Here is a 15,911-nt window from a genome sequence, read left to right on the forward strand (position 1 = left end):
GGGCTGCCGATCGTGGCTAGGATGGCTGGGCGGTTTATGAGCTGGGCGGCTGATGCCCCGATTGTCGGCTTTCGCCCATTCCGGACGGTCAAGGTTGTCTGCGAAACCAGGGGCGCTTCAGCGCTGGTCGGAAGTCAGCAGCAGCAACAATGAAACCGGCTGCTCGCTCTCCGGGTGCAGCGGCTCTTGCAACCACTGCAGGCGCCAGCCGGTTTCCGCCAGCAGCGCCAGCCAGGATTCCAGCGTGCGGAAGAACCAGGGCATCGGCTCATGGAAGCCTGCACCGAAACCGGCGATGGTCTCGACCCGCCAGCCATCCTGGTACGTCCCCTCGCCACGGGCACTCCAGGGGTGAAGGGTCTGAATCAGCAAGGCCCCGCCCGGCGCCAGCAACCCGTGCAGGGCTCGCAAGACTGGCGCCAGCGGCTCTTCGAGCAAGGCGAAATTACACACCAGCACCTCGAACCGCCCGAGCAGCGCCGCCTGCGCCTCGAGCTCGGCATAGCCGCAGACCCGGTACTGCCCCGAGCACAGCGCCCGGGCGACCTCGATCAGCGGCGCCGAGGCATCCACCCCGACCGCCTCGATGCCCTGCGCCATCAGCCCGCGGCACAACCAGCCTTCGCCGCAGCCGATATCCAGCACCCGCTGCGGCTCACAGGCCAGTATCGCCCGCAGGATCGCCGCATCCGTCACCAGCCGCCGGCTTTCAATGCGTTGTTCGCGCACTGCCGCCGTCCAGGCATCGGCATTGGCCTGCCAACTGAAGTTGAGTTGTTCACGATGATCGCGCTGCATAGGGCCCTCCTGGCCTCTAAATCCATTGCAATTAAAACCTTAGCTGGATTCTAGACGCGCTGACAGCGTCTAAGCTCTAAGCAAATGCGGACAACACGCGTAGCCAAGGCCAAGTAGATATGGGTGCACTATGGCAATCCGACGCAGAGCAGGTTGAGCTCCCCATGCACAGCCTTCCGGAAGTGCTGTTGCCCGCGGCGCCCCCCCCTTCCAAACCTCGCGCAAAATCCCACCGGTTGCTCTGGTTACTGTTGTTACTGCTGCTGTTCGCGCTGGCTGTGCTGCTGAATGAGGAAATGAAAACGGCCAAGTACCAGGCCCGCGAATTCAGCCGCTACGCCGCCACCCTCGGCTATGAGGTACGACCCGGCCCCAGCGACGCCATCCACTTCCCCCAAGATGGGCCGTTCGACAAACGCTTCGGCTACGCCTTCATGCCGCAGATGCTGGAGCGCCTGCAACAACGCGACTACCTGATCCTGCAGCAAGCGCGCTTCTCCCCGACCCTGCTCGACTACGGCAAACGCGGCTTCTTCGTACCCTACCCGCAGAAGCTGCAAACCGGCCTGGACATCGCCGACTGCCGGGGGCTGCCGCTCTACAGCTTCCGCTACCCACAGCAGTTCTACCCGAGCTTCGCCAGCATCCCGCCCCTGGTGGTGCGCAGCCTGCTGTTTATCGAGAACCGCGACCTGCTGACGACCGAGCAACCGCTGGCCAACCCGGCGGTGGACTGGCCGCGTTTCACCCTGGCGGCGCTCTCGCAACTGGGCAAGAAACTCGATATGCAGGAGCAGTCCGCCGGCGGCAGCACCCTGGCCACACAGCTGGAGAAGTACCAGCACTCGCCGGATGGGATGACCGTTTCCGCCAAGGAAAAACTCCGGCAGATGATCTCCGCCAGCGTCCGCGCCTACCAAGGCGGGCCGCAGACCCTCCACGCCCGCGAAACCGTAGTGCGCGACTACCTCAACAGTGTGCCGCTCTCCGCCGCGCCAGGGTATGGTGAAATCCACGGGCTGGCCGATGGCCTGCGAGTCTGGTACGGCGCCGACTTCCAGGCGGTGAACCGCCTGCTCGACCCGGCGCAGTCCCCCGAGGCCAGCACGGCGCAGCGCGGCCTGGCCTTGCGGCAGGTGCTCTCGCTGATGATCGCCCAGCGGCGCCCCTCCTATTACCTGGCGCAGGGTCGCAAGGAACTGGCCGCCTTGACCGATAGCCACATCCGCCTGCTGGCCCAAGGCGGGGTAATCGACACCGCGCTGCGCGAGGCCGCCCTGGCCAGCCAGGCCCAGTTCCGCGATCTGGTCCTGCAGCCCACGCTGCAACCGGTTGAGAGCAACAAAGGCATCAGCGTCGCCCGCAGCCGGCTCGCCGGCATGTTGAGTAAGCCGCTGTACGACCTCGACCGGCTGGACCTTGCCGCCAGCACCACGCTGAACGGCGAGTTGCAGCAAGCCGTCAGCGCCTACCTGCGGCAACTCGCCGACCCGGCCTTCGCCGAGCAGATCGGCCTGTTTGGCGAGCGCCTGCTGTCGGCAGAAAAAACCCAGGATGTGCGCTACAGCTTCACCCTCTTCGAGCTCACCGCCGATGGTTCGCGGGTGCGGGTGCAGACCGACAGCACCGACCAGCCCTTCGACATCAACGAAGGCAGCAAGCTGGAGCTCGGCTCCACCGCCAAGCTGCGCGTGCTCACCACCTACCTGGAAATCATCAACGAGCTGCACCAGCGCTTCGCCGGGCAAACGCCAGCCGAGTTGCGCAAAGTCGAAGTCCCCGAACCGGATCGCCTGAGCCGCTGGGCCGTCGACTATCTGGCCAGCAGCAAAGACCAGAGCCTGCCGGCCATGCTCGGTGCCGCGCTGGAGCGCAAGTATTCGGCCAGCCCCGGCGAGAGCTTCTTCACTGGCGGCGGGCTGCACACCTTCAGCAACTTCCGCCGCGAAGACAACGGCCGCAACCCGACGCTACGCGAGGCGTTGCGCGAGTCGATCAACCTGCCGTTTATCCGCCTGATGCGCGACCTGGTGCGCTACAGCACCTACCAGGCCCCGAACAACAGCGCCGAACTGCTGAAGGACGACCGCGACCCGCGCCGCCAGCTCTACCTCAGCCGCTTCGCCGACCGCGAGGGCACGGTGTTCCTGCTGCGCTTCTGGCGCAAATACCAGGGCAAGAACGCGGCGGAGCGCCTCGACACCTTCCTCGACGGCCTGCGCCCGACCGCTTCGCGCCTGGCGGCGGTGCACCGCTACCTGATGCCGGAGGTCGATGAGGCGACCTTCGGCGCCTTTATCAACGCCCACCTGCCGCAGGAGAAAGTCGGCGAAAAACGCATCCACGAGCTGTATGGCAAATACGGCCCCGGCGCCTACAGCCTGCCGGACCAGGGCTATATCGCCCGCGTGCACCCGCTGGAGCTGTGGCTGCTCGGCTACCTGCTGCAACACCCGCAGGCCAGCTTCAAGGACGCCGTGACCGCCAGCGATTTCGAGCGCCAGGAGGTTTACGGCTGGCTGTTCAAAAGCCGCCACAAGGGCGCCCGCGACAGCCGCATCCGCATCATGCTGGAGGTCGAGGCCTTCCTCGATATCCATCGGCGCTGGCAGCGGGTCGGCTACCCCTTCGACCACCTGGTGCCGTCGCTGGCGACCGCGATTGGCAGCTCCGGCGACCGCCCGGCGGCGTTGGCCGAACTGATGGGCATCATCCTCAACGACGGCGTGCGCCAGCCGACCATTCGCATCGACAGCCTGCACTTCGCCGCCGACACCCCCTACGAAACCCGCCTCGGCCTCGATCCGGATCGCGGCCGCCGGGTACTCCCGACGGAAGTCGCCGCCGCCCTGCGCGAGGCGCTCTCGCAAGTGGTCGACAGCGGCACCGCCCGGCGCCTGCAAGGCAGTTTCAGCCTGGCCAACGGCACCCCGCTGACCCTCGGCGGCAAGACCGGCACCGGCGACAACCGGATCGAAAGCGTCGGCTCCGGCGGGCGCATCATCAGCTCCCGCGCCATCAACCGCACCGCCACCTTCGTCTTCTACCTCGGCAGCCAGCACTTCGGCACCCTCACCGCCTTCGTCCCCGGCCGTGCGGCGGAAGGCTTCCGCTTTACCTCGGCGTTACCGGTGCAGGTTTTGAAAGGCATGGCGCCGATTCTCCAGCCGTACCTCGAACCCAACGGCAACACGCGCTGCCAGGTACCCCTGCAAGTCAGTGGGAAATAACCTCCCTACGTGGTTGGGGAGCTAGGCGGTCGGCAACTTGCAGGCAAAAAAAACCGGCCCAACACAACGAAGTGTGGGCCGGCGAAGCACTATCGGTCGCACGCACAGTACCTGAGCCGCAAGGCGTGGAAGACACTCCCGCCCCAGGCTAAAACGGCAGCTGGACGACCAGCCAGCTGCCGCAGGATGGCTTAACGGGCAGGAGCTTCCTGATAGCCGTTGTGAGCGTCCTGATACTCCTGCTCGGCCTCGGCGAAGCGCTTCAGCATGGCGGCCGAAGGCGCCTTGCCCAGCAGGCTGAACACCAGGATACCGACGGAGGCGAAGATGAAGCCCGGAATGATTTCGTACAGACCGAGCCAGCCGAACTGCTTCCAGACGATCACGGTGAGGGCGCCGATCAGCATGCCGGCCAGAGCGCCGTTGCGGGTCATGTTCTTCCACACCAGAGAGATCAACACCACCGGGCCGAAGGCGGCACCGAAGCCCGCCCAGGCGTAGGAGACCAGGCCGAGTACGCGATTTTCCGGGTTGGAAGCCAGCCAGATGGCGATCAGCGCCACCAGCAACACCATGCCACGGCCGACCCAGACCAGCTCGGTCTGGCTGGCGCCTTTACGCAGGAAGGACTTGTAGAAGTCTTCGGTCAGGGCGCTCGAGCAGACCAGCAGCTGGCAGCTCAGGGTGCTCATCACCGCCGCCAGGATGGCCGACAGCAACACACCGGCAACCCAGGGGTTGAACAGGATCTTCGCCAGTTCGATGAACACCCGCTCCGGGTTCTCGGTAACCGAGCCTGCGACTTCCGGGTGCGCGGCGAAATAGGCGATACCGAAGAAGCCCACGGCGACGGCGCCACCCAGGCAGAGGATCATCCAGGTCATGGAGATGCGGCGCGCGGCCGGGATCGACTTGACCGAATCCGCCGCCATGAAGCGCGCAAGGATGTGCGGCTGGCCGAAGTAGCCCAAGCCCCAGCCCATCAGCGAGATCACGCCGACGAAGCTGGCGCCCTTGAGCATGTCGAAGTTGGTCGGGTCTTGCAGCGCGATGGCGGCGAAGGTCGGATCGACACCGCCGGTCGCCAGCATCACCACGATCGGGGTGAGGATCAGCGCGAAGATCATCAGCGACGCCTGCACGGTGTCAGTCCAGCTGACCGCCAGGAAGCCACCGACGAAGGTGTAGGCGATGGTCGCCGCGGCACCGGCCCACAGCGCCGTCTGGTAAGACATGCCGAAGGTGCTTTCGAACAGGCGCGCACCCGCCACGACGCCGGAGGCGCAGTAGATGGTGAAGAACACCAGGATCACCACGGCGGAGAAGATCCGCAGCACGCGGCTGGTGTCTTCGAAGCGGTTGGTGAAGTAGTCCGGCAGGGTCAGGGCGTTGCCGTTGTGCTCGGTCTGCACGCGCAGACGGCCGGCGACGAACAGCCAGTTCAGGTAGGCACCGACTATCAGGCCGATGGCGATCCAGCTCTCGGACAGACCGGACAGGTAGACCGCACCCGGCAGGCCCATCAACAGCCAGCCGCTCATATCGGAGGCACCAGCCGACAGCGCAGTGACGAAGCTGCCGAGACTACGGCCGCCGAGAATGTAATCGGACAGGTTCTTGGTGCGCAGATAGGCAAATAAGCCGATCAGTACCATGGCTGCGATATACACCACGAAGGTGATCAGCATTGGAGTGTTGGCAGTCATTAAGGGGTTTCCCTCTCGTTTGTTGTTATATAAGTCGCGGGGTTGTCCGCGCCCTTGATTGGCTAACGGCGCCGCTTGTGACGAACGCCTTGTTGCGGGGGGTTAACCCCTTGCTCATACAAAAACGGGCGGATGCCTGATAGGCACCCGCCCATTTTTCGGTTATTACGCGTCGGCGAGTGACAGCAGCGAGGCGTTACCCCCCACCGCGGTGGTGTTCACCGAGGTGCTGCGCTCGTTGGCGAAGCGCAGCAGGTAGCTCGGGCCGCCGGCTTTCGGGCCGGTGCCGGACAGGCCGCAACCGCCGAAGGGTTGCACACCGACCACGGCGCCGATCTGGTTGCGATTGACGTAGAGGTTGCCGACCCGCGCCAGCGACTCGATGCGCCGTGCGGTTTCCTCGTTGCGGCTGTGTACGCCGAGGGTCAGGCCATAGCCGGTGGCGTTGATCGCGCCGACCACCTGGTCCAGCTCCGCCGCCTCGAAGCGCACGATGTGCAGGATCGGGCCGAAGTGCTCTTTCTTCAGTTCGCCGATGCCGCCGATTTCGAACGCCACCGGGGCGATGAAGTGGCCATCCAGCCCGGCGGGCAGAATCGTTTCGGCAATCAGCTTGCCCTCGCCTTTCAACTGGGCGATATGCGCTTGCAGGCCAGCCATGGCTTCTTTGTCGATCACCGGGCCGACGTCGCTGGCGAGCAGGTCCGGCGCACCGACGTTCAGCTCGGCCATGGCGCCTTTGAGCAACTCGATCACCCGCTCGGCGATATCCGCTTGCACATAGAGCACGCGCAGGGCCGAGCAACGCTGGCCGGCGCTGGTGAAGGCGGAATGCACGGCATCGTTGACCACCTGCTCAGGCAGCGCGGTGGAATCGACGATCATCGCGTTCTGGCCGCCGGTTTCGGCGATCAGCGCGGCGATCGGGCCGGCTTTCTCGGCCAACCGGCGGTTGATGATGCGGGCGGTGTCGGTCGAACCGGTGAAGCACACGCCCGCCACACGGGCGTCGTGGCAGAACACCTCGCCGAGCGTGGCGCCGTCGCCTGGCAGGAAGGCAAGCACGTCGGTCGGCAGGCCGGCCTCGAACAACAGCTCCAGCGTGCGCGCGGCGATCAGGCTGGTCTGCTCGGCCGGCTTGGCCAATACGCAGTTACCGGCCACCAGTGCGGCGCTGATCTGGCCGAGGTAGATCGCCAGCGGGAAGTTCCACGGGCTGACGCACACGAAGATGCCGCGGCCTTCATGGAACAGCTCGTTGCGCTCGCCGGTCGGGCCCTGCAGCTCTTCACGGCCCAGACGCAGGCGCGCCTGCTGGGCGTAGTAGCGGCAGAAATCCACGGCTTCGCGGACTTCGTCGATGCCGTCCTGCAGGGTCTTGCCGGCTTCCAGGGTGCACAGCGCCATCAGCTCGCCGCGGTTGGCCTCGAGCAGCTCCGCGACGCGCTCGAAAATCGCCGCACGCTGCAATACCGGGGTCGCATTCCAGCGCGGCCAGGCCGCCGCCAGGGCATCCAGCGCCTGGTGGGCCTGGGCGGCGCTGGCGAACTGGGCGGTACCGACCAGCCTGCTCAGCTCGTAAGGGCAGCGCACTTCTTGGGCGGTGCCGGGCAGTTTCTGCCCATTGATCACCGGCGCCGCTTGCCATTGACGCTTGAGGTGCGGCTGATAGGCGAGCTCAAGCTCATTCCAGGACTGCTGAATGTTCATGTTGAGGCCTTGGGAGTTTTTCCGCGCCGGACCGAACAGGGCCGGCGGGAGGGGGATTTTGTCATTGGCGAGGCTGGCGAACTTGCGCAGTTGCGTCACCGGATGATCGATCAGGGACTCGACCGCAATGCTCGGGTCGACCAGCTGGTGCACGAACGACGAGTTGGCGCCGTTTTCCAGCAGACGCCGCACCAGGTACGGCAGCAGGTCTTTGTGCGCACCGACCGGCGCATAAATCCGCACGTGCTTGCGGTGTTTCTCGATAATCGTGTCGTACAGCGCATCGCCCATGCCGTGCAGGCGCTGGAACTCGAACTCGCGCGGCTCCTTGGCCGCGGCGGCCAGGGCCAGGATGCAGCTCACGGTGTGGGCATTGTGACTGGCGAACTGCGGGTAGATCACCCCACGGGTGAACTCCGAAAGCAGGAAGCGCGCGCAGGCCAGGTAGGAGGTGTCGGTGCCTTCCTTGCGGGTGAACACCGGGTAACCATCCAGGCCCCATTGCTGCGACTGCTTGATCTCGCTGTCCCAGTAGGCGCCCTTGACCAGGCGCAGCGGCATCTTGGCGCCGAGCTCTTTGCCCAGCAGCGTCAGCCACACCAGCACCGGCAGGCAGCGCTTGGAATAGGCCTGCACCACCAGACCGAGCTCGCCCCAGCCGGCAATGGCCGGGTCGCGCAGCAGCTTCTCGAACAGCTCCAGCGACAGTTCCAGGCGGTCGGCTTCTTCGGCATCGACGGCGATGCCGACGTTCAGCTGGCGCGCCCGGATCGCCAGCTCGCGGACGTTGGCGAACAGCTCGCTGAGCACCCGCTCGCGCTGCGCCACTTCATAGCGCGGGTGCAGGGCGGAGAGCTTGATCGAGATCGAGGGTTTCGGCCCTGGGCCGACCTGCGGCTCGGCGCCGACGGTATCGATGGCCTTGCGGTAGTCGGCCATGTACTTCTCGGCGTCTGCCGCGGTCAGCGCCGCTTCACCGAGCATGTCGAAGGAGTAGGTGTAGCCCTGTTCGCGGCACGGGCGGCCGTTCTTCAGCGCCTCGCCGATACTGCGGCCGAGGACGAACTGCTTGCCCATCAGCTTCATCGCCTGGTTCATCGCCGCGCGAATCACCGGCTCGCCGGAGCGTTGCACCAGCTTGCTCAGCGCGCCGCCGGGCTTGCCGCTGCTGGCGCCATCCAGGTTGACCACCTTGCCGGTCATCACCAGGCCCCAGGCCGCGAAGTTGACCAGCACGTTGTCGCTCTTGCCGAGGTGGCGATCCCACTCGGCGGCGTTCAGCTTGTCGCGGATCAACGCGTCGGCGGTAGCGGCATCGGGTACGCGCAGCAGAGCCTCGGCCAGGCACATGAGCATCAGCCCTTCCTGGGTGTCGAGGCTGTACTGGCGCAGCAGTGCGTCGAGGGTATCGACGGCGTTGTCCCGGCTACGAACGTCTTCGATCAAGGTCCGGGCGCCGCTGCGGATAGCCGCGATGCCGGATTCGCCGGGATCGGCGAGCTCGAGGAGCTCAGTGAGATAGGCTGCCTCGTCAACGCTGTAATTGGCGCTGATGACAGGGAAAAAATCGGCGGCCTTTTGGGAGGAGATCCGGGTAAGGAACTCGCCCTGCAAGACGTGACTGGCTTTGAACATCACGCCCATCCTCTTGTGGAGACTGTTGTTATGGAAACGGTCGTTATGGCGACCACTGCTATGGGTCTAGCTCAGTGCTGCTGCTCAGGCCAAATAACACGTGGGCCTAAACCAACTTGACTGCGTAAGTGGATGGCGGAATTTAGAGGCACAGGCATGACAGGTTCTTGCAAGAACCTCTGGAGTTTTTGCACAAAGCTCTATTCGAGGGAACTTCCGCCCAGCGGCGCTGGCATATAGCGCCCTGCATGCCCGGCGCCGCGCCCTGGAGCAGGCTCAGAGCCAAACAGCGGCTAGCGACGGCGCTCGGCAGCGAGGCAACTCACTCGGCGCCGCGCAGGCGCTTGGGGGTCAGGCCGAGGTAGCGGCGCATCGCCGTGGTCAGCGCGCTCTGGCTGGAGAAGCCACACTCTTCGGCGATGCGGATCAGCGGCAGAGCGCTCTCGCGCAGCAACCGCGCGGCGCGGTCGAGGCGGGTTTTCAGCAGGTATTGGTGGGGGGTGAAGCCGACGCTGTCCTTGAACTGCGCATGGAAGTGGCTGGGGCTGAGGCAGGCCACCTGCGCCAGTTCGGCGACGCTGATGCGCCGCGCCAGGTGCTCGCCGATGTAGGCATCCAGCCGCTCGACATTCAGCAGGCCCACCGCCCGCTTCGCCTGCTCGCCAAATAAGCGCAGGTGCAGCGCCCGCAACAGCACGCCCCCGAGGGCGCGGGCCAGCTGCGGATCGCTGCCATAACGGGCCAACTCGGCGCCGGCATAACTCAGCAGGTTTTGAAAGTCCGCGTCCAGCGCCGGGTAGCGCGGCGTGTCGAACAGGTGGCCGAGCAGTTCCAGGTCTTCCGCCGAGTTGCCCTGCTCATCCAGATCGAGGATCAGCATGCGGTTGTCGCCGACCCCGGCGAATTGATGTTCGGCATCGCCCGGCACCAGGCAGGCGCGCATCCGACACACCTCACCGCCGCGGCCATTGACCTCAAACTCGGCACGACCGGACAACGACATCACCAACTGGTGATGGTCGTGGGCATGTTCGTGGGCTTGGTCGTCCAGACGGATCAGGCGGGCTTTGAGCATGGCGGCTGCTGGTCAAATTTTGCGCAGTTTACGGGAGTACAGCGGCTTTTCCCAGTAACCACCGACCCGCGTAAAGACCGCGCCGGGATTGAATTACCTCGACCGCCAACCCATCTACCCTTTCATGTAGTCATGACAAGGTGCCGCATGAACGATCAGCACATCACCCCGGACATAGTCGAAGACGCCGCGCACGCCCACAGCCAGAGCCTCGTCCTGCCCGACCAACGGCTGCCGCAGCGCCTCTATGTGATCCCCATCCATAACCGCCCGTTCTTCCCGGCACAGGTGCTGCCGGTGATAGTCAACCAGCAGCCCTGGGCGGAAACCCTGGCGCGCGTGGCCAAAACCGAGCACAAGAGCCTGGCGCTGTTTTATATCGACGCCCCGACGACAAATGGCAACGGCTTCGACCCGGAGAACCTGCCCGAACACGGCACGCTGGTGCGCATTCACCATGCCTCCGAGGAAGGCGGCAAATTACAGTTCATCGCCCAGGGTCTGAGCCGCGTGCGCATCCTCGGCTGGCTCAGCCGTAAACCGCCCTACCTGGTGGAGGTCGAGTATCCGCAGAGCCCGAAAGAGTCGAGCGATGAGGTGAAGGCCTACGGCATGGCCTTGATCAATGCGATCAAGGAGCTGCTGCCGCTCAACCCGCTGTACAGCGAAGAGCTGAAGAACTACCTCAACCGCTTCAGCCCGAACGACCCCTCGCCGCTGACCGACTTCGCCGCCGCCCTGACCAGCGCACCCGGCGCCGAGCTGCAGGAGGTGCTGGACTGCGTGCCTATGCTCAAGCGCATGGAGAAGGTGCTGCCGCTGCTGCGCAAAGAGGTGGAAGTGGCGCGCCTGCAGAGTGAGCTGTCGGCCGAGGTCAATCGCACCATCGGCAAGCACCAGCGAGATTTCTTCCTCAAGGAACAGCTCAAGCTGATCCAGCAGGAACTGGGCCTGACCAAGGACGACCGCAGCGCCGATATCGAACAGTTCCAGCAGCGCCTGGAGGGCAAGACCCTGCCCGAGCAGGCGCGCAAACGCATCCTTGATGAGCTGAACAAACTGGCGATCCTCGAGACCGGCTCGCCGGAATACGCCGTCACGCGCAATTACCTGGACTGGGCCACCATTATTCCCTGGGGCGTTTACGGCCAGGACAAGCTCGACCTCAAGTACGCGCGCAAGGTGCTCGATCGGCAGCATGCCGGGCTCGACGACATCAAGGAGCGCATCCTCGAGTTCCTCGCCGTCGGCGCCTTCAAGGGCGAGATCGCCGGCTCCATCGTGCTGCTGGTGGGCCCGCCGGGGGTCGGCAAGACCAGTGTCGGCAAGTCGATCGCCGAGACCCTCGGCCGGCCGTTCTATCGCTTCAGTGTCGGCGGTATGCGCGACGAGGCGGAGATCAAGGGTCACCGCCGCACCTACATAGGCGCCCTGCCCGGCAAGCTGGTGCAGGCGCTGAAGGACGTCGAGGTGATGAACCCGGTGATCATGCTCGATGAGATCGACAAACTCGGCGCCAGCCACCAGGGCGACCCGGCCTCGGCGCTGCTGGAGACGCTCGACCCGGAGCAGAACGCCGAGTTCCTCGATCACTACCTGGACCTGCGCCTGGATCTGTCCAAGGTGCTGTTCATCTGCACCGCCAACACCCTGGACTCGATCCCCAGCGCGCTGCTCGACCGCATGGAAGTCATCCGCCTGTCCGGTTACATCGCCGAGGAAAAACTCGCCATCGCCAAGCGCCACCTGTGGCCCAAGCAATTGTTGAAAGCCGGGGTGCCGAAACAGCGCCTGGCGATCAGCGACAGCGCGCTGAAGGCGCTGATCGAAGGCTACGCCCGCGAGGCCGGGGTGCGTCAGCTGGAGAAACAGCTGAGCAAACTGGTGCGCAAGGCGGTGGTCACGCTGCTGGAACAGCCTGACGCCAAGCTGAAGATTGGCCCGAAGGATCTCGAAGGCTACCTCGGCATGCCGGTGTTTCGCAGCGAGCAGCTGCTCTCCGGCGTCGGCGTGCTCACCGGTCTGGCCTGGACCAGCCTGGGCGGCGCCACCTTGCCGATCGAGGCCACGCGCATTCACACGCTGAACCGCGGCTTCAAGCTCACCGGTCAGCTCGGCGCGGTGATGAAGGAGTCGGCCGAGATCGCCTACAGCTACATCAGCTCGCACCTGAAGGCCTACCAAGGCGACCCGACCTTCTTCGACCAGGCCTTCGTCCACCTGCACGTGCCGGAAGGCGCGACGCCGAAGGACGGCCCCAGCGCGGGCGTGACCATGGCCAGCGCGCTGCTCTCGCTGGCGCGTAACCAGGCGCCGAAGAAGGGCGTGGCGATGACCGGCGAGCTGACCCTCACCGGCCATGTCCTGCCGATTGGCGGGGTGCGCGAGAAGGTCATCGCCGCGCGGCGGCAGAAAATCTTCGAGCTGATCCTGCCGGAAGCCAACCGTGGCGACTACGCCGAGCTGCCGGACTACCTCAAGGCCGGCCTGACCGTACACTTCGCCAAGCGCTATGCGGATGTAGCCAAGGTGCTGTTCTGATCGCCAAGGTGCATTTGTAGCCGGATAAACCGCACGGCGCGCGCTCCAGGCTACGAATGTTCAGTGCCTTGCGGTTATGCTGGGGCTAGTTTTAGACCGACAGGAACTGTTTATGACTGCTGCCCGCCTGCCCTTAGCCCTTGCTCTCAGTCTGCTCGCCGCCTGCGCGCAGCAGCCCAGCAACGTCACGCTGCAACAGAACCAGCAAGACGACTGCCCGCTGAAGCTGCACAGCGGGCAACAGCTGACCCTCACCCTGGCCAGCAACCCCACCACCGGCTTTCGCTGGCAAGTGCAGGACGCCGCGCCTGGCGTGCTACGCAGCCTGGGCCCGGAGGTCTATAGCAACCCGGAGGACGCCGGCCTGGTCGGCAGTGCCGGCCAGTCGACCTGGCGCTTCCAGGCCACCAACCCGGGCGACGGGCGCTTGCTGCTGCTCTACCACCGCCCCTGGGAAGTGGAAGTCGCACCGGCCAAGACCTTCGATTGCCAGATCAGCGTGAAATAAGTCGCCCGCCACGTCTATGAACCCGCCATGTGGTTCTGCGCCATGGCTGGGCATAGTCGCCGCTCAAGCAAGCCTTGAGGGTCGAATAGGCGCTGGCTGATGGTGACGTCGATCGGCGGGGCAGTGCTGTTTATGCTGTCCGACAGACTGACCGGCATCAACCGCTTCGTTGCACCTTTTGTCGCCGCGTCCTATGCCATTCATCCTCAGCCATTGGTTGGGCCAGCGGGAGCATCACGGCCTCGGCGATCCAGCGTCCGCCGCGTTGACCTGCTGTCTCAAAAATGCAACGGCAGCCACTCGTTAAATCGTCTATAGGAGATAGGGAGAGGACTGAATCGGGGGAGAACATCATGGGCGGCGGGCGGTGCAGTGCAGTTGTGATTCTCTCGGCAGTATTACTGGCTGGCTGCACCAGCCTACTGCCGAGCGAGTATGCGGAGACCGTCTCGCCCTTCGGTGATTATACGGATACCGAGATCCGCTATTCCCAGGCGGTGCCCGGCATCACCACCCGCTCCGAGCTGTTCTCCCTGGGCTTCGACCCGCTGACCCAGGGCAATGGGCGCATGCTCTCATTCATCGACGTGCGGCTGATGTTCGTCCAGCCGAATGTCCCCCTCGACTACCTGCCGGATGGCCTGGTGAAATGCCTGGAGGCCAAGGACCGCTGCATCGGCTATGCCTTCGAGTTCTCCAAGACCGATACCCAACGAGTCGGCAGCTTCTGGGCCGACGTGCTCAACTTCCGCAAGCAGCGCGAGTTCTATGGCTGGGCCTTCCGCGCGGTCTTCGTGCTGGTCGATGACAAACTGGTGCACAAGGTCAGCAGCGGCGAGCCGAACATTCGCCGCTTCGAGGTCAAGCGCAATCCACTCGGCCCGATGCAGGGCGCTGGCGAGTTCTTTTCCGACCAGTTGAAGTAGCTATCTAAGGGTATGGGTATGGCTGTGACCCAGTCTTGGCTAAAATGCCGGCCTTTCGTCATCGCCTTCGGAACCACCGTGAGCAAAGAACCCGACCGCCTCTTCGCCCAACCCCTGCCCCACGTTCAGGACTTCGCCTTTAACGAGGCCGTGGTGCGGGTGTTTCCGGACATGATCAAGCGCTCCGTACCGGGCTACCCGACCATAGTCGAGAACATCGGCGTGCTCGCGGCGCAATTCGCCCAGCCGCACAGTGTGCTCTATGACCTCGGCAGTTCGTTGGGCGCGGTCACGCAAGCACTGCGCCGGCATGTGAAGAGCGAGGATTGCCGGGTCATTGCGGTCGACAACTCCAGCGCCATGGTCGAACGCTGCAGTGAATACCTGCACGCGCAAGACTCGATGTTTCAGGAGTTGCTGCCGGTCGAGGTGATCGAGGCCGATATCCTGCGCCTGGAGTTCCGGCCGGCTTCGCTGGTGGCGCTGAACTTCACCCTGCAATTTATCCAGCCCGAACAACGCCTGCCCCTGCTCAGCCGGATTCGCCAGGCCCTGCTGCCCGGCGGTGCGCTGATCCTCTCGGAGAAGTTGCGTTTCAGCGATGCCGAAGAACAGGCGCTGCTCACCGGCCTGCATATCGCCTTCAAGCGCGCCAATGGCTACAGCGAGCTGGAAATCGCCCAGAAACGCAGTGCGCTGGAAAACGTGATGCTCCCCGATAGCCTCGAAGAACACCGTGAGCGGCTGCGGGCCGCCGGCTTCAGCAGAGTCGTGCCGTGGTTCCAGTGCCTCAACTTTGCCTCACTGATCGCCCTGCCATGATCGACCTCGCCCCCCTCGCCCGCCGCCTGGCGGACAGCCCCTTGGCCAGTTGGGCCGCGGGCCTGCAACAGCAGCTGGACAACAAGTTGGAGGTTGGCCACGGCGACCTCGAACGCTGGCAGGGCGCACTGGATGCCTTACCCGCGCTGACGCCGAGTCGGGTCGAACTGCGCGAACGCTTTCAACTGGACAGCGACTGCGATGCAACCAGCCGCGCGCAGTTGCGCCAGGCGCTGCTTGGCCTGTCGCCCTGGCGCAAAGGGCCGTTCGAATTGTTCGGCGTGCATATCGACACCGAATGGCGCTCGGACTGGAAGTGGGAGCGAATCGCGCCGCACCTCGATCTCGGCGGTAAGCGCGTGCTGGATGTCGGCTGCGGCAACGGTTATTACCAGTGGCGCATGCTCGGCGCCGGCGCCGAGAGCGTGATCGGTATCGACCCCAATTGGCTGTTCTTCTGCCAGTTCCAGGCGATCCAGCGCTATCTGCCGGAGCTACCGGTCTGGCACCTGCCGTTTGCCCTGGAAGAGCTGCCGGAAAAGCTCGAAGGCTTCGACACGGTGTTCTCCATGGGCGTGCTCTACCACCGCCGCTCGCCCATCGACCATCTGCTGGCGCTGAAAGACTGCCTGCTCAAAGGCGGCGAACTGGTGCTGGAAACCTTGGTGGTGGCCGGCGATGCGCAGCAGGTGCTGGTACCGGAAGACCGCTACGCGCAGATGCGCAACGTCTGGTTCCTGCCCTCGGTGTCGGCGCTGGAACTGTGGCTGCGGCGCGCCGGCTTCGTCGATGTGCGCTGCGTCGACGTCAGCATCACTAGCATCGAGGAGCAACGCAGCACCGAATGGATGCGCTATCAATCCCTACCGGACTTCCTCGACCCTGGCGACCACTCGCGCACCCAGGAAGGCTTGCCCGCGCCGATGCGGGCGGTACTGGTGGCGCGTAAGCCTTGATAGG

At 64.7% G+C, this 15,911-nt stretch carries 10 protein-coding genes; 6 read left to right on the plus strand and 4 right to left on the minus strand.

Annotated elements, in window-relative coordinates; all coding sequences use genetic code 11:
• Positions 1-117: 117 nt before the first annotated feature.
• The gene (locus tag FFS13_RS09500) at positions 118-798 is read right to left on the minus strand and encodes a bifunctional 2-polyprenyl-6-hydroxyphenol methylase/3-demethylubiquinol 3-O-methyltransferase UbiG (protein ID WP_137818858.1); all 681 of its coding nucleotides are present in this window, start codon (positions 796-798) and stop codon (positions 118-120) included.
• 119 nt (positions 799-917) lie between these two features.
• Between FFS13_RS09500 and FFS13_RS09505 the strand changes: the two genes are divergently transcribed.
• Complete coding sequence (locus FFS13_RS09505) at positions 918-4,028, plus strand: transglycosylase domain-containing protein (RefSeq protein ID WP_137818859.1); 3,111 nt, start codon at positions 918-920, stop codon at positions 4,026-4,028.
• Positions 4,029-4,219: 191 nt separating this feature from the next.
• On the opposite strand, the gene putP is transcribed toward FFS13_RS09505, so the two are convergent.
• The 3 genes from putP to FFS13_RS09520 form a co-directional block, all read right to left on the minus strand.
• Positions 4,220-5,734: a sodium/proline symporter PutP gene (gene putP, locus FFS13_RS09510; protein WP_137818860.1), complete on the minus strand. Its 1,515-nt coding sequence runs from the start codon at positions 5,732-5,734 to the stop codon at positions 4,220-4,222.
• A 165-nt stretch (positions 5,735-5,899) separates the two neighbouring features.
• On the minus strand, positions 5,900-9,079 hold the full coding sequence (gene putA, locus FFS13_RS09515; RefSeq protein ID WP_137818861.1) for a bifunctional proline dehydrogenase/L-glutamate gamma-semialdehyde dehydrogenase PutA: 3,180 nt from the start codon (positions 9,077-9,079) through the stop codon (positions 5,900-5,902).
• A gap of 322 nt (positions 9,080-9,401) precedes the next feature.
• Positions 9,402-10,154 carry an AraC family transcriptional regulator gene (locus FFS13_RS09520; RefSeq protein WP_137818862.1) on the minus strand — a complete coding sequence of 251 codons (753 nt, stop codon included), beginning with the start codon at positions 10,152-10,154 and terminating at the stop codon, positions 9,402-9,404.
• Between the two features lie 147 nt (positions 10,155-10,301).
• Between FFS13_RS09520 and lon the strand changes: the two genes are divergently transcribed.
• The 5 genes from lon (at position 10,302) to cmoB (ending at position 15,907) form a co-directional block, all read left to right on the plus strand.
• Positions 10,302-12,695 carry an endopeptidase La gene (gene lon / locus FFS13_RS09525; RefSeq protein WP_137818863.1) on the plus strand — a complete coding sequence of 798 codons (2,394 nt, stop codon included), beginning with the start codon at positions 10,302-10,304 and terminating at the stop codon, positions 12,693-12,695.
• 112 nt (positions 12,696-12,807) lie between these two features.
• A complete protein-coding gene (locus FFS13_RS09530) occupies positions 12,808-13,203 on the plus strand; it encodes a protease inhibitor I42 family protein (protein ID WP_137818864.1) in 396 nt (131 codons plus the stop codon).
• Positions 13,204-13,556: 353 nt separating this feature from the next.
• Positions 13,557-14,129: a hypothetical protein gene (locus tag FFS13_RS09540; protein ID WP_137818865.1), complete on the plus strand. Its 573-nt coding sequence runs from the start codon at positions 13,557-13,559 to the stop codon at positions 14,127-14,129.
• Positions 14,130-14,147: 18 nt separating this feature from the next.
• The gene (cmoA, locus tag FFS13_RS09545; RefSeq protein ID WP_171006459.1) at positions 14,148-14,951 is read left to right on the plus strand and encodes a carboxy-S-adenosyl-L-methionine synthase CmoA; all 804 of its coding nucleotides are present in this window, start codon (positions 14,148-14,150) and stop codon (positions 14,949-14,951) included.
• The gene (gene cmoB, locus FFS13_RS09550) at positions 14,948-15,907 is read left to right on the plus strand and encodes a tRNA 5-methoxyuridine(34)/uridine 5-oxyacetic acid(34) synthase CmoB (protein ID WP_137818867.1); all 960 of its coding nucleotides are present in this window, start codon (positions 14,948-14,950) and stop codon (positions 15,905-15,907) included. The genes cmoA and cmoB overlap by 4 nt, the downstream gene beginning before the upstream one ends.
• Positions 15,908-15,911 lie beyond the last annotated feature (4 nt).

The organism is Pseudomonas sp. 2FG, assembly GCF_005502935.1.
Taxonomy (GTDB): domain Bacteria; phylum Pseudomonadota; class Gammaproteobacteria; order Pseudomonadales; family Pseudomonadaceae; genus Aquipseudomonas.

Coding starts and splice junctions, on each gene's coding strand:
- cmoA (WP_171006459.1), top strand. CDS start 14,148: ATGGCTGTGACCCAGTCTTGGCTAAAATGCCGGCCTTTCGTCATCGCC.
- FFS13_RS09530 (WP_137818864.1), top strand. CDS start 12,808: ATGACTGCTGCCCGCCTGCCCTTAGCCCTTGCTCTCAGTCTGCTCGCC.
- putP (WP_137818860.1), bottom strand. CDS start 5,734: ATGACTGCCAACACTCCAATGCTGATCACCTTCGTGGTGTATATCGCA.
- FFS13_RS09520 (WP_137818862.1), bottom strand. CDS start 10,154: ATGCTCAAAGCCCGCCTGATCCGTCTGGACGACCAAGCCCACGAACAT.
- lon (WP_137818863.1), top strand. CDS start 10,302: ATGAACGATCAGCACATCACCCCGGACATAGTCGAAGACGCCGCGCAC.
- FFS13_RS09540 (WP_137818865.1), top strand. CDS start 13,557: ATGGGCGGCGGGCGGTGCAGTGCAGTTGTGATTCTCTCGGCAGTATTA.
- putA (WP_137818861.1), bottom strand. CDS start 9,079: ATGTTCAAAGCCAGTCACGTCTTGCAGGGCGAGTTCCTTACCCGGATC.
- FFS13_RS09500 (WP_137818858.1), bottom strand. CDS start 798: ATGCAGCGCGATCATCGTGAACAACTCAACTTCAGTTGGCAGGCCAAT.
- FFS13_RS09505 (WP_137818859.1), top strand. CDS start 918: ATGGGTGCACTATGGCAATCCGACGCAGAGCAGGTTGAGCTCCCCATG.
- cmoB (WP_137818867.1), top strand. CDS start 14,948: ATGATCGACCTCGCCCCCCTCGCCCGCCGCCTGGCGGACAGCCCCTTG.